Origin of the sequence: Acinetobacter nematophilus, from assembly GCF_026344175.1 — a bacterium.
GTDB classification, from domain to species: domain Bacteria; phylum Pseudomonadota; class Gammaproteobacteria; order Pseudomonadales; family Moraxellaceae; genus Acinetobacter; species Acinetobacter nematophilus.
The window spans coordinates 736671-753457 of record NZ_JAPKMY010000001.1; the positions used below are offsets into that span (position 1 = coordinate 736671).

Annotated in this window: 15 protein-coding genes, 1 tRNA gene and 1 pseudogene; 10 read left to right on the forward strand and 7 right to left on the reverse strand. The window is 38.2% G+C overall.

Annotated features, from left to right (window positions below; translation table 11 throughout):
* Positions 1–13 precede the first annotated feature (13 nt).
* A complete protein-coding gene (locus OSH00_RS03425) occupies positions 14–853 on the forward strand; it encodes a DUF4393 domain-containing protein (protein ID WP_266129230.1) in 840 nt (279 codons plus the stop codon).
* Positions 854–897: 44 nt separating this feature from the next.
* Here the strand turns inward: OSH00_RS03425 and OSH00_RS03430 are convergent, their stop codons facing one another.
* From OSH00_RS03430 to OSH00_RS03440, 3 genes and pseudogenes are all read right to left on the reverse strand, one after another.
* Complete coding sequence (locus OSH00_RS03430; RefSeq protein ID WP_266129231.1) at positions 898–1320, reverse strand: hypothetical protein; 423 nt, start codon at positions 1318–1320, stop codon at positions 898–900.
* A 43-nt stretch (positions 1321–1363) separates the two neighbouring features.
* Positions 1364–1561 (reverse strand): annotated as a pseudogene (locus OSH00_RS03435) (tyrosine-type recombinase/integrase); the annotation flags it as partial.
* A 269-nt stretch (positions 1562–1830) separates the two neighbouring features.
* Positions 1831–1917, reverse strand: a tRNA-Leu gene (locus tag OSH00_RS03440).
* Between the two features lie 184 nt (positions 1918–2101).
* Here OSH00_RS03440 and queA point away from each other — a divergent pair.
* The 9 genes from queA (at position 2102) to secF (ending at position 11899) form a co-directional block, all read left to right on the forward strand.
* Positions 2102–3157, forward strand: a complete 1056-nt coding sequence (gene queA, locus OSH00_RS03445; RefSeq protein WP_266129300.1) for a tRNA preQ1(34) S-adenosylmethionine ribosyltransferase-isomerase QueA — start codon at positions 2102–2104, stop codon at positions 3155–3157.
* 118 nt (positions 3158–3275) lie between these two features.
* Positions 3276–4292 (forward strand): hypothetical protein, encoded by a 1017-nt coding sequence (locus OSH00_RS03450; RefSeq protein WP_266129232.1) that lies wholly within the window; start codon positions 3276–3278, stop codon positions 4290–4292.
* Between the two features lie 101 nt (positions 4293–4393).
* Positions 4394–5419, forward strand: a complete 1026-nt coding sequence (locus OSH00_RS03455) for a hypothetical protein (protein WP_266129233.1) — start codon at positions 4394–4396, stop codon at positions 5417–5419.
* A 19-nt stretch (positions 5420–5438) separates the two neighbouring features.
* A complete protein-coding gene (locus OSH00_RS03460) occupies positions 5439–6008 on the forward strand; it encodes a LemA family protein (protein WP_196076450.1) in 570 nt (189 codons plus the stop codon).
* Positions 6009–6703: 695 nt separating this feature from the next.
* Positions 6704–7120, forward strand: a complete 417-nt coding sequence (locus OSH00_RS03465) for a hypothetical protein (RefSeq protein ID WP_266129234.1) — start codon at positions 6704–6706, stop codon at positions 7118–7120.
* 250 nt (positions 7121–7370) lie between these two features.
* On the forward strand, positions 7371–8501 hold the full coding sequence (gene tgt, locus OSH00_RS03470; protein ID WP_266129235.1) for a tRNA guanosine(34) transglycosylase Tgt: 1131 nt from the start codon (positions 7371–7373) through the stop codon (positions 8499–8501).
* A gap of 134 nt (positions 8502–8635) precedes the next feature.
* Positions 8636–8965 carry a preprotein translocase subunit YajC gene (gene yajC, locus OSH00_RS03475; protein ID WP_196076453.1) on the forward strand — a complete coding sequence of 110 codons (330 nt, stop codon included), beginning with the start codon at positions 8636–8638 and terminating at the stop codon, positions 8963–8965.
* A gap of 53 nt (positions 8966–9018) precedes the next feature.
* On the forward strand, positions 9019–10920 hold the full coding sequence (secD, locus tag OSH00_RS03480) for a protein translocase subunit SecD (RefSeq protein ID WP_266129236.1): 1902 nt from the start codon (positions 9019–9021) through the stop codon (positions 10918–10920).
* Between the two features lie 10 nt (positions 10921–10930).
* A complete protein-coding gene (secF, locus tag OSH00_RS03485) occupies positions 10931–11899 on the forward strand; it encodes a protein translocase subunit SecF (protein WP_004827740.1) in 969 nt (322 codons plus the stop codon).
* Positions 11900–12115: 216 nt separating this feature from the next.
* Here secF and OSH00_RS03490 read toward each other — a convergent pair whose 3' ends face one another.
* From OSH00_RS03490 to OSH00_RS03505, 4 genes are all read right to left on the reverse strand, one after another.
* Positions 12116–12823 (reverse strand): XAC2610-related protein, encoded by a 708-nt coding sequence (locus OSH00_RS03490; RefSeq protein ID WP_266129237.1) that lies wholly within the window; start codon positions 12821–12823, stop codon positions 12116–12118.
* A 125-nt stretch (positions 12824–12948) separates the two neighbouring features.
* Positions 12949–14403, reverse strand: coding sequence for an NAD(P)(+) transhydrogenase (Re/Si-specific) subunit beta (locus OSH00_RS03495; protein ID WP_266129238.1), 1455 nt, complete (start codon positions 14401–14403; stop codon positions 12949–12951).
* A gap of 3 nt (positions 14404–14406) precedes the next feature.
* Positions 14407–14727, reverse strand: a complete 321-nt coding sequence (locus tag OSH00_RS03500; protein ID WP_196076456.1) for a proton-translocating transhydrogenase family protein — start codon at positions 14725–14727, stop codon at positions 14407–14409.
* An 11-nt stretch (positions 14728–14738) separates the two neighbouring features.
* The gene (locus OSH00_RS03505) at positions 14739–15866 is read right to left on the reverse strand and encodes a Re/Si-specific NAD(P)(+) transhydrogenase subunit alpha (protein ID WP_266129239.1); all 1128 of its coding nucleotides are present in this window, start codon (positions 15864–15866) and stop codon (positions 14739–14741) included.
* Between the last annotated feature and the right edge of the window lie 921 nt (positions 15867–16787).

Sequence of the window (16787 nt, forward strand, 5' to 3'; positions counted from 1 at the left end):
TTAGATTTAAGCTATGGAAATTAAAGATTTAAGTGGTTTAGGCTCTTACGCACCAATAATTCATGAACTTTATAAGGATATGGCTCAACCTGCAGCAAGAAATGTTGGCTTAGCTCTAGGAGCAATTACAAGTGTTGGATTATTTTTACATTTATTAACATCATGGGGAACTGATCGATTAAATATATGTCTAAAAAATAATTTAGAAAAATATGCTGATCGAATGAAAGCTGTTCCACTAGAAAATGTAACAGAAGCACCACCTGAAATAGCAATACCTATTATTGAAAAATTAAGTTATGTAACAAATGAAGATTTAAGAAATTTATACATTGAATTATTAGCTAAAGCATCTATTAATGATCTGAATAGCACAGCTCATCCTAGTTTTGTAAACATTATTAATAGTTTATCACCTGATGAAGCTATTATTTTGAGAGATTTACATAACACTAAAAAAAAATCCATTCCTTGCATAGAAGTTAGACTATTAGATTCTAACAAAAATAGTTCTAGCCGTATGACACCTTACTATACAAAGTATGACAATGATCTTGAATTAACTTATAGTGAAAATGCATCAGCTTATATCTCTAATTTAATAGGACTTGGAATTTTACAATCTTCAGACATGGTTTTGAAAAAAATAAAGGATTATAACAAATTAGAAAAAATCGTAAATAAAGAGTATGATCTGGCAAAAAATAAGCTCAATGATGAAGAATTAGAATATTCTTCGAAATACAGAAAATTGATATTAACGAAAATGCAAGTTTTTATAACACCATTTGGAGAGTTATTTTTAGAAGCAATTTTGTCATCAAAAATTGATATAAACGATAGTGTAAATTGATAAAAAATTAAGCCACCAATGGGTAGCTTAATTTTTTATTAACATTAATTACTTAAGTAAAATCCATTACTTGAGACAAATCTTAGCTTCATGTTAAAAAAAACATTACTTAAAGTATAAGCATTATTACCAATATTTTTGACACTTAGTAGGTCCAAAAATTCATCTAAAAATTTATTTAGCTTTAAAAGTTTATCTCTTCTCCAAAATTTCAGATTTTCATTAGGATCAGTTACCAAATCTACTAACGCTGGTTCAACTCGATACTCTAAAATTTTTTGATGGAATGCATTCAATTTAACTTTTAATTGATCTATTGAGCGTCCATTTAGTGGTTCAAAAATATAGCTATCAAAGTTTGTTATATGTAATTCAAGCAAGATACCTAATGATGAAATCTTTGTCTGTGTCATAACGGCTAAATTATTTATTTCATCATCCGTAACTACAATATTTTTTGTACTCATTATAGAAAATTGTCCAATTCTAAAAAATCAGAACATATTTATACTATAAAATTAATGAATTTAAACCACACGAACCATTTAACTCTTCCAAAATTTCATCATTCGTTGGATTGTAATAAGTTAAAGCTTGTTTTGGGTCTTTCCATCCAAAAATCTTACAAAGCGTTAGTGCATTTTTAATACGTCTTGCCATAAGTGAAGCTGCTTCGTGCCTAGAATCATAGAAAGTTAAAGTTGCATCAATTTTCTTTTCAAATGTTTTTGTTTTTACGCAAACCATTTAATTCTACGTCTGCTTTCCACTTTTTATTTGGTCGTTGATAAACCGAAATACTCATCTATAAATTAACTCCATAAATCATGATCCCACCCGGGTGGAAAACGGGTGGAGATATATACCAAAATATCCCAAAAAATACCGTAAAAAAACATAAACGCCAGAAACGACAAAGCCCCAAGCCTTTGATATATAAGGCTTGGGGCTTTGGAGAATATTGCTATTCTATATTCTGGTCCCGAGGGTCGGACTCGAACCGACACGTCATCGCTGACAGTGGATTTTGAGTCCACCGCGTCTACCAATTTCACCACCTCGGGAGAGGTTGTGTGCGTATAATAGCGCGTTTCATTTTCTTGTCAACGACAAGTTTTCACATTTGTCTAAATTTAACGCACATCTGGTTTTTTTGGATTATAAATCACCAATTTCAGCCTTTAATTTGAAAAAAGACTATACTAGGCGCAGTTTTTAAATCTCAAATGCCAGTTTTTCTTTCCCATGATGCAACTCTCCGATTTCAGTTTCGAACTTCCAGATGAACTTATCGCACGCTACCCGCTTGAAACACGTAGCGCTTCCCGCCTTTTACATCTCAATGCAGATGGTTCATATCAAGACCATTGCTTCACCGATATCTTGGATTTATTCGATGAAGGCGACTTGATGGTACTCAATGACACCAAAGTCATGAAAGCACGCCTTAAAGGTAAACGAGCATCAGGTGGCGCAATTGAAGTCTTGGTAGAACGCATTTTTGACCAGACCATTGCGCATTGCCACATCAAAGCGAGTAATTCACCTAAAGCGGGGGCAGAACTCTTCATTGGCGCAGATGGCGTCAAAGCCACTGTTCAGGGCCGTCATGAAAACTTATTCATCGTCGAGTTTTCTCAGCCAATTTTGAAGGTTCTGGATCAATATGGGCAACTCCCTATTCCTCCTTATTTTAATCGTGAAGCAGAAGCGATCGATACCGAACGCTATCAAACCGTATTTAATGATCCGACAAAGTTAGCAAGTGTCGCAGCACCCACTGCAAGCTTGCACTTTGATCAGGACTTATTACAAAAATTAGAACAAAAAGGCATTCAAAAAGCTTTTGTGACTTTGCATGTCGGCGCAGGCACTTTTTTACCTGTGCGTACAGATGATATTGAAAATCACATCATGCACAGTGAATGGTGTGATGTCCCTGAAGCAACAGCCAAACTCATCCAAGAGACCAAAGCACGTGGGAATAAAGTTATTGCAGTCGGTACCACAGCAACACGAGCATTGGAAAGTGCTGCACAAGCTTCTGGAGGAAAAATTGCTGCATGGACAGGAGATACCCAAATCTTTATCTATCCCGGCTATCAGTTTTGTGTGGTTGATCGTTTGATCACGAATTTCCACTTGCCTGAATCGACATTGTTAATGCTGGTTGCTGCATTGTCCAATCGAGACAATATTTTAAATGCTTATAGACATGCAGTTGAGCAAAAATATCGTTTCTTTAGTTATGGCGATGCCATGCTCATTGAGAATGCAATGACTGGACAAATAATAGCTGAATAGCTTTACACCATCATTCACAGCACGATCTGCAAAGTGTTCGAAAATGGATACTTTGCATTTAAAATCATTTTTTCGTTACAATTGGACTTCTGAAAGCTCCTCACAATAATGAATAAAGATGAATGATTTACTGACAAAAATTCAAAATGCGTTTAGTCAACAACATGTCAATAATGGTAAAACCCAAAGTAATATTGATTCAATCAACCAGTTATTAGCATCGACTGAAAATTTTGATCACTTGATCGAAAAGTTAAAGCATTGGCAAGATGACCCCAGCCTGTCTATTCAAAATTATACATTTTGGCTTTTTATCTGTCTGGGAATTGGCTGTGTCAGCCTAGCTTTTTTTAGCCATCCAGTTCTATTTATATTTGCGATCGCAAGTATTGCCTTTGCGTTTTATAAACGCACTTCCACCAAACCCCTTAATCAACTCATAGATTATATCCAGCAAAAAAATTTAGAAGCCAAATATCAAATTCGCTTCTTTCCAAATGAAACGGATAACAGAATTATCTCCCCTTATGATTTCCCATTATTTGGCTTAGGAGACTATGAAAATTCAATTCGCAATACCATTTACGGTACTTGGCAAATTGACGCTTTCATCTATCCCTATATGCTGTTTAATTATCATTATGTTGATGAAGTTGAAACACGTGATTCGGAAGGAAAAACAAAAACTGAATATCGTCATTATGATTTATGGGGGATCATCGTCGAGAATTTTCCCACACAGGGCATCAGTATTTCATCCAAACAAAACCGTGCTTGCCGTCTCGGAACAAAATGGTCCAGTGGCGATATCCGCTTTGACAATCAATATCAACTCAGCGGAACCAACGAAATGCGCTTGGCTAAATTTTTCAGTCCCAATCATGTACTGGTGCTTGATCAGGCAATGTCCGGTTTCAAAGGTGATTTTTACGTTCATCCACAACATCCTGCACTGTGTTGGTTATTTAAGATTGATATCACCAAACCACACCTGCCAGTGGGTCAGGTCCAGACTGTACATGACCTCGCCGCACAATTGGAAAGCATGCGCATGCCTGATTATGAGCAACTTAAACAATCGCTCTTAACAATACTGCAAGAAGTTCAACCAAATACACCAGTAAATAAGTTTTAAAAATAAATAAGTTAATTGGTAATTAGTGTGATTTATCCGATAATTATCGATAAAATATTTAAAATTTTAGTTGCTGAAAAGCCAAATCATGATGAGCAGTTATGCCTATAGAAACCGTTGAGCGATTATTGCATTATCGCACTCGAAAAAATCAGCATGTGATGCGTAACATAGCTCGACTGTGGGATATTGGGCAACAGGCTCAATCTGCCCAAGATATTTTGGATGGTCTACATCCGTGGGGAGAAAGCAAAGATCTATTTTTTTATAATGTCATTCCTCGATTTCTGTTTATTGTGGGAATATTAACTGCTGTAATTGGTTGGTTTTTTCATCCGTTCATCCCCTACCCACTCGTATTTTTAGCTGGATTGTTATGCTGTTTTGCGGCCTATTTAATTTATGAACCGAGTGATCCAATTGATCAAGTCATTGCTTTTCTTGAACAGAAGATCATGCTGCTGAGATATGATTTACATTTCAATAAAACACCCAGTCATATCTCAACCACAACCAATACCTTATTGGTGATGAGCAGATTGAAACAAACCTTTCCATTTTTTGCCCAAGGCAATGTCTCAAATGAAATCGAGCAATTCGCCTCTACCCTATGGTTTGATGGAGAAAAAGAACATCATGTGATGCTATTTCACTATCATTATATTGATGAATTTTCACTCCCGAATAGCCAAGGTGAAAAACAGAAAATCAGAGAGGTTCACAAAGACCAATGGGGTGCCTTTATTTTTCAAATGCCTGCATTGGGATTTGCTGCCAGCAATAAACATCATGAGTTCGCTCCTCCCTATACACAACGCTGGAAAACTGCGGATATTTTGGTGAACCAAAACTTATATATCTTTGGCTATAATCAACATCAATTGGCACGAACCATTAGTCCCAGTATCACCTTAAAATTAAGTGATTTTTTTCAACAATATTCCGGTGATATTGTTTATCATTTTGAGGAAAATATGTTGTGCTATATGGGTGATCAAAACTTATTTCGAATTGCTCGAAAAAAGCAAACTCCTCAAGACATTTCGGCACTACGTGGACATTTGAGAACATTAACCATGCCTGAATATGAAAAATTCAAACAGAGCATGCTAAACTTGATTTCATAAATCATAAGGAATAATCAGAATGGGTTTAATCATCTTTATTGGGATTTTTGTCGCAATTGTTGTTTGGGGCATATTGGTCAGAAATAATATCGTGCGTTATTTCAATGCCACCCAACGTGCATGGGCTGAAGTGGCTAATTTTGAGCGTCAAAAAGTTAAAACACTTGAAACGCTTGAACAGACATTGGCGCAATATACTCAGTTTGAAAAATCGACCTTAGAAAAAGTGACTGAACTACGTCAGCAAATTTTAAATTTGAACCTCAATAATACAGATGTTTCACAATTGCAACATGTTGAAAAACTCAATCAAGACTTAATGAAAAGTTTAAATGTTGTGGTAGAAAACTATCCTGAACTGAAAGCAGATACCTTATATGCAAAAATGATGGATGATATTCAAGAACAAAATGAAAATGTCGGGGCAGCGATTACGATCTTCAACCGTAATGTTGAAGAGTTTAATAACACCATCGAAATTTTCCCGAATAATATGATTAATACCATCACTTTAGCCAAGAAAACTATTCGTCCGTTTTCAGATAATGTGGTGACTCAAAATTTTGATTACAAACCCAACTTCAATTAATCATTACTACCATTGTCTCAAATATTTTTCATGCCTTCTTAGATGATTTCCAAGGAGGTTTTTTGATTTGTTCCTTAAATTCCATTTTCTCTTTAAATGTAGCCACCCCTGATTATTCATATCAGTAATTGGATTTCAATCATTGATATCCAATCAACGCTATGTTTTATACCTATCGTTAGAAAACTTGGGGATTGATTTATTTGATACTTTGGTAACATCGCTGATTTTTATCATCAGGCGATATCAAGGCCGCCTTGTTGGGCGGGGAATATCCGCAAAACAAAGGACTGCCTTTTTTGCATCACAAGCATACTGTTCGACAGGCAATGGGTTAAGCAAAATGAGGATTTGTGTACGCAAATTTATTTAAAGCATAGATGGTAAAATGTGGCCGTGAAAAATTTATATCATTCAACAATAAATTCATCGCATTGATTTTATTGATCAATAGAAATTATATTTTAATGTATGTATTTATCTACATCCTGATTATAAATCTGCCTTAAAGCCTATAAATAAATCCTGATTTGCAAATCACGATCATCACCGAAGATTATAAATATGGATATTTTTAAGATAAAAAATGACATTCTGTTCAATTTCTGATACTTTTCAAATCGCTAAAAAAATGACTATTTTTAGAACAAAACGATCAACTTATAAAAAAACAATCCTAAGATTGGAGTTATACAATGTTAAAAAAACTATTGATGATGTTATGCCTATGCTTTATGTGGCAGATTCCTGCTCAAGCAAAAGGACTACTGGTTTTCAATACCGGTGATGAGATGTTTAAGGTGGGGGCATTTCCACAAGAACTTATCAGTCAATATGAAGACCTTAAAAGCTTAAATGTAGGCTACAAATGTAGTCACTTTGGAATTTTATGGGCAGATGTAAGAACTTGGGATTGCACACTGGTTGGAATGACCGATGCTGAACCAGACACTTTTTACGAATTACCAGAAGATGTGATTGCGTCCTTAAGTAAAAATCCTGCTTATCAAGAAAACAAAATGCAGCGTAATTTTTGGAATCATTATGGAATTTTTATCTTGGTTCTCGTGATCATTGGTTTAATTTTCATGGGTCGCAAAGCCAAAGATTAGTCAGATGGCTGAACTAAAAGAAGTGGGCTAAAGTCCACTTCTTTATAAAAATAAAATAAAAATCAATGATAAATAAAATGCAAACATCATTCGAGGATTGATTTAACCTCCCATAAATCAAGTCACGTCTTAAATTTTTTTAACACGATGAAAAATAACATGTCTGGTATTCGACCCTAAAATCAGGGAAAATAGCCCCTTTTGCAATTATCAATCAGCGAACTGTTTTTTCGCCAGATTTAGGTCATTTATGAAGTTTGAAAAATTAGGTCAGTCGGGGCGTGCTCGTCGTGGCCGTTTAACTTTGGCACACGGTGTCGTTGAGACGCCTGTGTTTATGCCTGTCGGAACATATGGTACTGTCAAGGGTATGCTGCCACGGGATATTGAAGATATCCAAGCGCAAATCATATTAGGAAACACCTTTCACCTTTATTTACGTCCTGGATTAGATGTCATTCGTGAACACGGCGGTTTGCATGAGTTTATGAAATGGGGCAAGCCTATTTTGACGGATTCGGGTGGTTTCCAAGTGTTTAGTCTTGGTGCCATGCGTAAAATTAAAGAGGAAGGTGTGACGTTCCGCTCCCCGATTGATGGATCAAAAGTCTTTTTATCACCTGAAATTTCAATGGATATTCAGCATGCATTGAACTCAGATATTGTGATGATTTTTGATGAATGTACACCTTATCCTGCAACACATGAAGAAGCACAGAAGTCATTGCAACTGTCATTGCGCTGGGCAAAACGTTGTAAAACTCAACATCATGATGTGCTCAAAAATAAAAATGCCTTGTTTGGAATTATCCAAGGGGGCATGTATGAAGACCTGCGTGATGAATCTTTAAATGGTTTAAAAGAAATTGATTTTGATGGTTTTGCGATTGGCGGTCTCTCTGTCGGTGAGCCAAAAGAAGAAATGATCAAAGTTTTGGATTATCTTCCTGCGAAAATGCCAGAAGATAAACCTCGTTATTTAATGGGTGTAGGAAAACCGGAAGACATTGTTGAAGCAATTCGTCGTGGTGTCGATATGTTTGACTGTGTAATGCCGACACGTAATGCACGAAATGGCCATTATTTTGTTACAGATGGCTTGGTACGCATTCGTAACAGCCAATATCGCCATGACCAACGCCCATTAGACCCTCACTGTGACTGTTACACCTGTACCAACTTCACCCGTGCTTATTTATTCCATTTAGAAAAATGTGGTGAAATGCTCGGTTCAATGTTGGGTACAATCCATAATTTGCGCTATTACCAACGCTTTACCCAAGATATTCGTGACGCTTTAGATCAAGGCACTTTTGATGAATACGTGACAGATTTTTATCAACGTCGCGGCTTAGAAGTCCCACCTTGTCCTATGGACTAATGCCCCAATATAAAGCTGAATTGAAGATTAATTCAACAGTATTTGCGCTGAAACCCAAGACAAGGTAAATTGCAGAACAAGTCGATTTAAAAGCCATGCAAATGGCAGAAAATTTTTAACATTAGGAAACTGAAATGAGTTTATTTATTTCTTCTGCTCACGCTGCAGCAGCGCCTGCACAAGGTCCAGGCATGATGGCAAACATTTTGATGATCGTTGTATTTATCGCGATCTTCTATTTTCTCATCTGGCGTCCTCAAGCAAAACGTGCAAAAGAACACCGTACTTTGATTGAAAGCTTAGGTGTGGGCAGTGAAGTTGTATTTGCAGGCGGCTTAATGGGTCGTATCCTGAAAATCGACGGAGACTTTGCAGTGGTTGAACTGAGCAAAGGAAATGAAGTCAAAGTTCAACGTGCAAGCGTTATTTCAGTTCTGCCTGAAGGCACATTAAATAACCTTTAATCATAAAACGGTCGTGCACTTAGCACGACTTTTTCATTTTAAGAAGAAAGCGAATGCGTTACCCTGCATGGAAATATTTATTGATTCTAGTGGTACTAGTAATCAGTACATTATACGCGCTGCCAAGTTTATATCCTGATGAACCTGCTGTTCAAATTTCGGGTGCCAAGGCTGGTACCACGATTGACAAATCAGTGATACAAAAAGCAGAGCAAATTTTAAAAAGTGAAAATATTAGCAGTCATGATAATACTTTCACCAACAATGCTGCCCTCTTACGCTTAAGCACATCAGAAGCCCAGTTAAAGGCAAAAGATGCACTGAGCAAAGGTTTGGGTGAAAACTATACAATTGCGTTAAACCTTGCGCCAACAACACCTGAGTGGCTACAAAAAATTGGTGCCAAGCCAATGAAGCTAGGTTTGGACTTGCGTGGTGGTGTTCATTTCCTACTTGAAGTAGATATGGATAAAGCAATTGCACAACGTATGGAAACATCAGCAACTGATTTACGCCGTGAATTCCGTGACAACAAGATTAACTTCAATAGTCTTGCATTGAATAACAATGTGATTACCATTCAGTTTGCCAATAATGATGACCGTGCAGCGGTTATGGATTTCTTACGTCGCGATGGAAATAAATATAATCAACAAGCTTTAGCTACGGATACTGGCTCTACGCTTAAGTTGACCTATAACGATGCGACCAAGCAAGACATTCAGTCTTATGCATTAAACCAAAACTTAACCACGCTACGAAATCGTATTAACGAATTAGGTGTGGCTGAAGCCTTGGTGCAAAGTCAAGGTAGTAACCGTATCGTGGTTGAACTACCGGGTGTGCAAGATACTGCTGAAGCAAAACGTGTTTTGGGTCGTACTGCAAACTTAGAATTCCGTTTAGTTTCAGACTTAAATGATCAGTATATTGACCGTTTTACAGGTAAATATAATGGGCAACCTTTACCTCCGGGTACTGAGGTTTTTGCTTATGAATCGTTAGACAGCGGTCGTGAGTTATTATTAAACCGCAACCGTATTTTAACAGGTGAACGTGTCCAAAACGCATCAAGTGGCTTTAGTCAGGATACTGGTGGTGCTGAAGTAAATATTACTTTAGACTCTGCTGGCGGCAAGTTGATGTCAGATGCAACACGTAACGCGGTTGGTAAGCGTATGGCGGTTTTGTTTATTGAAAATAAACAGAAAATCACCTCGGTTCCAGATCCAGTTACAGGTGCAATGACTGAAGTTCGCACACCATATACAGAATCTGTTGTGATCAATGCTGCGAACATTCAAGCTGTATTAGGTTCTTCTTTCCGTATTACAGGCTTAGATTCACCTCAAGAAGCCTCTGAGCTTGCATTGATGCTTCGTGCAGGTGCTTTAGCTGCACCAATGTACTTTGTTGAAGAACGTGTGGTTGGTCCGAGCTTAGGTCAAGAAAACATTGACAAAGGTGTACTTTCTACACAAGTTGGTTTCCTGCTTGTTGCAATCTGGATGATTGTGTTCTTCCGTTTATTTGGTTTAATTGCTGATATTGCGCTAGTGATTAACCTCGCAATGCTTCTGACCGTCATGTCTTGGATTGGCGCTTCATTGACCTTACCGGGGATCGCGGGGATCGTGATCACGATTGGTATGGCAGTAGATGCCAACGTACTTATCTGTGAGCGAATACGAGAAGAAATGCGCTGGGGAGCCTCCCCCAAACAGGCTATCATTGCGGGTTATGATCGGGCCTATAACACTATTCTCGACTCAAACTTAACCACATTCTTGGTTGCATTTATTCTGTTTGCGATTGGTACAGGTCCGATCAAAGGCTTCGCTGTTACACTGATGATTGGTATTATTTGCTCAATGTTTACTGCAATTACAGTCACTCGTGCAATTGTCCAACTCGTGTATGGTCGTAAACGTAACTTGAATAAGTTGAGCATATAGGAGATCGAAGATGACTGATGTGACTCAACCGAAAAAGAAATATGGTCGCCCTGATGATGAGCATGTAATTAACTTCATGAAGATTGCCAAACCTGCGGCAATCATCTCGATCATTCTTACAATTGCCAGTATCTTCTTTATTGCAACCAAAGGTTTAAATCTAGGTCTAGATTTTACAGGTGGTGTTTCTGCTGAATTGAATTATCAACATGCAGCAAAACCTGCTGACGTGATTGCTAACCTAGACCAAGCTGGCTTTAAAGATGCTGTTGTACAGACTTTAGGTTCAAACAAAGACCTGATTGTTCGTATGCCTGCGCAAGATCTAAAAGTCGAAGACTTAAGCAATACCATCACCAAAGCTGTTCAATTACCGAACAATGCAGCTGTTGTCCACAAAGTGGACTCTGTGGGTGGTCAAGTGGGTAATGAACTGTATTTGCGTTCTGCGGGTGCTGTTGCACTTGCAATGTTGCTGATGCTGATCTATGTCACCATTCGCTTCGAGTTTAAACTTGCAGTGGGTGCTGTCCTTTCATTACTGCATGATGTGATCGTAACGATTGGTATTTTTGCAATGATGCAATGGCCGTTTGACCTGACTGTTTTGGCAGCTATTCTTGCATTAATCGGTTTCTCGTTAAACGATAACATTGTTGTATCTGACCGTATTCGTGAAAACTTCCGCAAAATTCGTGGTGCAACACCGTTAGAGATCGTCAATATTGCATTGACTGAGACCTTGAAGCGTACCATCCATACCTCAATGACCCTCTTGCTGGTTGTACTTGCAATGATGTTCTTGGGCGGTGATGGTTTACACTGGTTCTCTGTTGCAATGTTTATTGGTGTATTTGTGGGTACTTATTCATCAATCTATATCGGTACTGCATTTGCATTGTGGCGTGGTCTAAACCGACAAGACTTTATTGTACAAGTTAAACCCGAATTTGAAGATGAAGAACATATTCCTCACTAAAATTTAGTTTTTCTTGCACTAGAGGCCCATCTTAGGATGGGCCTTTTTATGGCTCAATATCAATCAGAATGCTTGTGAAACAATGTTTTTCATGATTCATCAAACAGATTAAGCCTTTGTAGGCCTAAGATTAAACAACATACATAGGACTAAATCACATAAAAGTGAACAGCGATTTCTATCTTTTTATTAGACTAAACAACTTTTAAATAGCGATTATTGACCATAATATTTCTCAGTTGAATAATACTTGGTTTTTTCTTTCCATTTTCCATTAATTAATTGACGCTCTGTAACTTTAACCTGATTTCCACTTGAAGTGAGTTCATCCTCAATAAACTCGCGAACCAGCAATAAACCTTTTCTAGGTACAACTTGATACTCAGAACGAATATGGTAGCAACAGCCACTTTTGTTAAAGGTAATGATGCGTTTACGCTTTTTGTCCAGCTCAAACATACCTAAATTTTCTTGAGTGAGTACAGACAACTCCTGACTCAAAACAAATTGATTCTTGCTCTGATTAAATACATAAATATCATACACAGGACCGCCATAAGAACCATAATTGCCGTTTCTAATCGCAAGATCTTCTGTTCCATCGAAGTTAAAATCATCAAAAATCAAAGGACTTTGTTCGCCATAGAGCTGGATCATATTAACGCTCGGTTTAAAATCTTCATCCAAGTACAGGGTCATTTCATCAGAATGAAATGCTTGAAATACCGTTTTACTGCCCTTTTTAAATAATTTTACTTCAGCCTTGGCACCACATTGATCTTTTTCACACGCAATATCAATAATGGCATCATAGTGTTTAGAACCATTTTGAATTTCAAAAACTTGTGCGTGCGCTATAGACAAGAAAAGTGCCAGACAAATTCCTGAGCTTTGATGGATTATTTTAAATGGTTGATTCATCATTTTTTATTCAGTCAATTTTATCAAAATAATAACATCAAACAGTGAATAATAAAAAACCGCCCGAAGGCGGTTAAGCTCCCTCCTTGATCAAAGGAGGGTTGGTGTGAATTTAATCCGATATTGGCTTAGTGTCCACCACCATTGATTGCTTTGGTCATCTCTTCAACAACTTTCTTGGCATCACCAAAGATCATCATGGTTTTGTCATTGTAGAACAAGTCATTGTCTAAACCTGCATAACCTGTTGCCATAGAGCGCTTGATGACCATAATGGTACGTGCTTTATGCGCTTCAAGAATCGGCATACCATAAATTGGTGAACTTGGATCATCTTTGGCTGCAGGGTTAACAACGTCATTCGCACCAATCACCAACACCACATCTGTTGCAGGAAAGTCTGAGTTAATCTCATCCATTTCCAAGATATCTTCATATGCAACATCAGCTTCAGCCAACAATACGTTCATATGACCAGGCATACGACCCGCAACTGGATGGATTGCAAAACGAACAGTTACACCTTGCTCTTTCAATATTTCACACAATTCTTTGACTGCGTTTTGTGCACGACCCTGCGCCATACCATAACCTGGTACAATCACAACGCTGTCAGCATTTGACATCAAGAAGCCTGCATCATCCGCAGAGCCAGAACGGTAGTTACGCTGAACCTGCTCACCTTTGTCCGCAGCAGCAACCGCCGCGCCCCCCATTGCACCACCAAACAATACATTGATGATTGAACGGTTCATCGCTTTACACATGATGTAAGACAGAATTGCACCTGAAGAACCCACCAGTGAACCTGCAACAATCAACATGTTGTTTTCAAGCGTAAAGCCAATACCTGCCGCAGCCCAGCCCGAAAAAGAGTTCAAAAGTGATACCACGACTGGCATATCACCACCACCAACTGGTGCAATCCACACCCAGCCAAAGACCAGTGCAAGAGCAGTCATCGCCCAGAAAGCTTGCATATTACCAGTGGTAAAGAAGTACACACCACAAGCAAGCATCGCAAGAAAAACAATGGCTTGAACAGGTTTAACCCAAGCACCAGAAATGGTTTTCGCCCATTTCTTCGCTGCCAGTTTGCCATAAGCAAACACAGATGCAGTAAAAGTAATCGCACCGACAAAGCAACCCACAAACAATTCAAATAAATGAACCTTGCTCATATGTGCATGCTGTACGCCTGCAGCCGTTAAAGCAGATTCATTTTGCGCGAATAAAGCTGTCAGTTGGTTATTATGCAAAATCGCAGCAATTGCAATCAATACCGCAGCCAAACCCACAAGTGAATGCATCAACGCTACCGTTTCAGGCATTTGCGTCATTGGAACAGTACGAGCCCGTGCAATACCCACGATAGCGCCCAATACCATTGCTCCACCAATCATCCAAACCACAGGATGATCTGCAACAAAGAAAGTCGTGATCACGGCAATCGCCATAGCGATCATACCGTAACGGTTACCTGCAATCGCAGTTTTAGGACCTGAAAGACCACGTAGAGTCAAAATAAAAAGGACTGCACCAACAAGGTAGAACCAATCCGCATATTCTCGAATAAATTCCATAGATTAGCCCTCTTTCTTCTTTTGCTTTGGCTTAAACATTTCAAGCATACGTGCAGTCACTGCGAAACCGCCAAAAATGTTAATACTTGCCAAGAACACTGCAATTGCACCAAGCACACTGACAACATTCACAGACTGAAATTGTACGTTTGCTTCAACAACACCCGGAATTCCTACAGTTTGCAGCATTGCACCAACAATAATAATTGAGGACAATGCATTGGTTACCGCCATTAGCGGGGTATGTAATGCAGGTGTAACCCCCCACACCACATAGTAACCAACAAAGATGGCTAAGACGAAAATAGTAATAGTTTCAACCATGATGACTCTCCTTAACCACGCTTCAGCAGTACTTGACCGCCATGAGTTACTAGAAGTGCTTTTTGAATTTCGTCTTCCTGATTGATCGCAAAATTTTTCTCTTTATCAAACAGGGTTTCAACAAAATTAAATACGTTACGTGCATACAAAGCCGAAGCTTCTGTTGAAACTGTAGAAGGAATATTTGGAATGCCCAAAATGGTCACACCATTATCCGTGACAACATTTTCACCATTCTTGGAACCTTCAACATTTCCACCCGTTTCCACTGCCATGTCCAGAATGATTGAACCTGGTTTCATTTTGGCAACAGTTTCAGCCTTAATTAAACGTGGAGCATCACGACCTGGCAGCAATGCAGTGGTAATCACGATATCTGCATTTGATACCGCTTTATCTACGATGACAGCTTGATCTTGAATATATTGCTCACCCGGCATCCAGCCATAACCATTTTTAGCAGCATCGGCAGCCTTTTGTTTCTCTTCGTCAGACATTGGAACATCCAACCACTTTCCGCCCAATGATTCGACTTGATCACGCGCAGTTGGACGTAGATCCGTGGCTTCAACCACAGCACCCAAACGTTTTGCAGTTGCAATTGCTTGGAGCCCTGCAACCCCAACACCCATAATGACGACACGTGCTGGTTTAACTGTACCTGCAGCAGTCATTAGCATTGGGAACATACGTTGATATTCCGCGGCAGCAAGAAGCACTGACTTATAACCTGCAAGGTTGGCTTGAGAGGACAATACATCCATATTTTGCGCACGTGAAAGTGTACGAGGCAAAAGCTCTAACGCAAATGCAGACACTTGTTGTGACGCAAATTGGTCAAGTTCAGTATTGCGATACGGGTCAAACATTGCGACGACGGTTGTACCCGCAGCAAGTTTTTGAATTTCGTCTCCTTGCGGCGAGCGAACTTTCAGAATCATTTGACTGCCCGTATAGGCATCATCCGTGATCTTGGCGCCAACTTGTTCATAAGCACTGTCAATATATGCAGCTTTTTTACCGGCTCCACGTTCAATGACAATGCTATGACCAGCACTAATCAACTTTTTTACTGTCTCTGGCGTTGCAGCTACCCGGTTTTCACCGACAACAGTTTCTTTTGGGATTCCAATCTGCATGAGCGTTCCTCAAGCTAATTTTTCTTTAAGTCAACATCGTCAATAAACGATGCTTCCCCCAGATGCGTTTGTTATGAATTTTTGGATTCTAATTGAACTTTTTTAAAATACCACCCAATATTTATTTAATAAATACCCATATTTTGAACTGATGATTCATAAATATCATTACAAGATATACCCACTATTCAAATTATTGTATTTTTCCTGTAATACCCAGCGTGCTTTTTTGGTCATCCATTGACTCCAGTTCCACTAATTGATGATTTTTCCATCACATCCTTGCCACTTTTCAGCAAAATCTGCGGTAATGAATTGGCATTTATGGCATTTTTTTACCTTTTTCTAGCGTTTATATTACGGCTCAAATACACTATAAAACAATAGATTTAAGCTAAATATCATTCCCAACATTGGCATTTCTGACAATTTATAACTGTTTCAATCTAGCTTGAATTGGCTTTTTATGACATTTTTTTAGTCAATAATGTAAGTCCATTTTCATTCCATTTTTTAATTTCATTAATAAAAAAAAGTACTTGGAATAAATGATCTCATTAACCGACAGCTCAACCAAAACCACTTACAAAAATTTTTACTGTTTTTCGATTTGCCATTTTGTCAATTAATAGTACTAAATAGCATTCAGTTGAACTGTATATAAATTGCACCACTTTTGTGCAAAAAACAATACACTCCCCTTAAGGGATTTAAAACCAATTACTCTGCGTTGATTTTGATCATTTTTTTATTTAATTGATGCCGATCCATCCAGTAAAAATTTGCACAAAGCATTAACTCCTTACCTTGTATTCCTTTTATTATGCAGATTAATTGCTTTTTTGCATTTCACCTGATGAAAAACAGCATTTATACTGTTTATTCAAATATACATGTCGAATGATGACATCGTTAACGCAG

What these genes read in the sequence shown, in the direction of transcription:
- OSH00_RS03425 (WP_266129230.1), top strand. Translation starts at nt 14, where the DNA reads ATGGAAATTAAAGATTTAAGTGGTTTAGGCTCTTACGCACCAATAATT.
- OSH00_RS03430 (WP_266129231.1), bottom strand. Translation starts at nt 1,320, where the DNA reads ATGAGTACAAAAAATATTGTAGTTACGGATGATGAAATAAATAATTTA.
- queA (WP_266129300.1), top strand. Translation starts at nt 2,102, where the DNA reads ATGCAACTCTCCGATTTCAGTTTCGAACTTCCAGATGAACTTATCGCA.
- OSH00_RS03450 (WP_266129232.1), top strand. Translation starts at nt 3,276, where the DNA reads ATGAATGATTTACTGACAAAAATTCAAAATGCGTTTAGTCAACAACAT.
- OSH00_RS03455 (WP_266129233.1), top strand. Translation starts at nt 4,394, where the DNA reads ATGCCTATAGAAACCGTTGAGCGATTATTGCATTATCGCACTCGAAAA.
- OSH00_RS03460 (WP_196076450.1), top strand. Translation starts at nt 5,439, where the DNA reads ATGGGTTTAATCATCTTTATTGGGATTTTTGTCGCAATTGTTGTTTGG.
- OSH00_RS03465 (WP_266129234.1), top strand. Translation starts at nt 6,704, where the DNA reads ATGTTAAAAAAACTATTGATGATGTTATGCCTATGCTTTATGTGGCAG.
- tgt (WP_266129235.1), top strand. Translation starts at nt 7,371, where the DNA reads ATGAAGTTTGAAAAATTAGGTCAGTCGGGGCGTGCTCGTCGTGGCCGT.
- yajC (WP_196076453.1), top strand. Translation starts at nt 8,636, where the DNA reads ATGAGTTTATTTATTTCTTCTGCTCACGCTGCAGCAGCGCCTGCACAA.
- secD (WP_266129236.1), top strand. Translation starts at nt 9,019, where the DNA reads ATGCGTTACCCTGCATGGAAATATTTATTGATTCTAGTGGTACTAGTA.
- secF (WP_004827740.1), top strand. Translation starts at nt 10,931, where the DNA reads ATGACTGATGTGACTCAACCGAAAAAGAAATATGGTCGCCCTGATGAT.
- OSH00_RS03490 (WP_266129237.1), bottom strand. Translation starts at nt 12,823, where the DNA reads ATGATGAATCAACCATTTAAAATAATCCATCAAAGCTCAGGAATTTGT.
- OSH00_RS03495 (WP_266129238.1), bottom strand. Translation starts at nt 14,403, where the DNA reads ATGGAATTTATTCGAGAATATGCGGATTGGTTCTACCTTGTTGGTGCA.
- OSH00_RS03500 (WP_196076456.1), bottom strand. Translation starts at nt 14,727, where the DNA reads ATGGTTGAAACTATTACTATTTTCGTCTTAGCCATCTTTGTTGGTTAC.
- OSH00_RS03505 (WP_266129239.1), bottom strand. Translation starts at nt 15,866, where the DNA reads ATGCAGATTGGAATCCCAAAAGAAACTGTTGTCGGTGAAAACCGGGTA.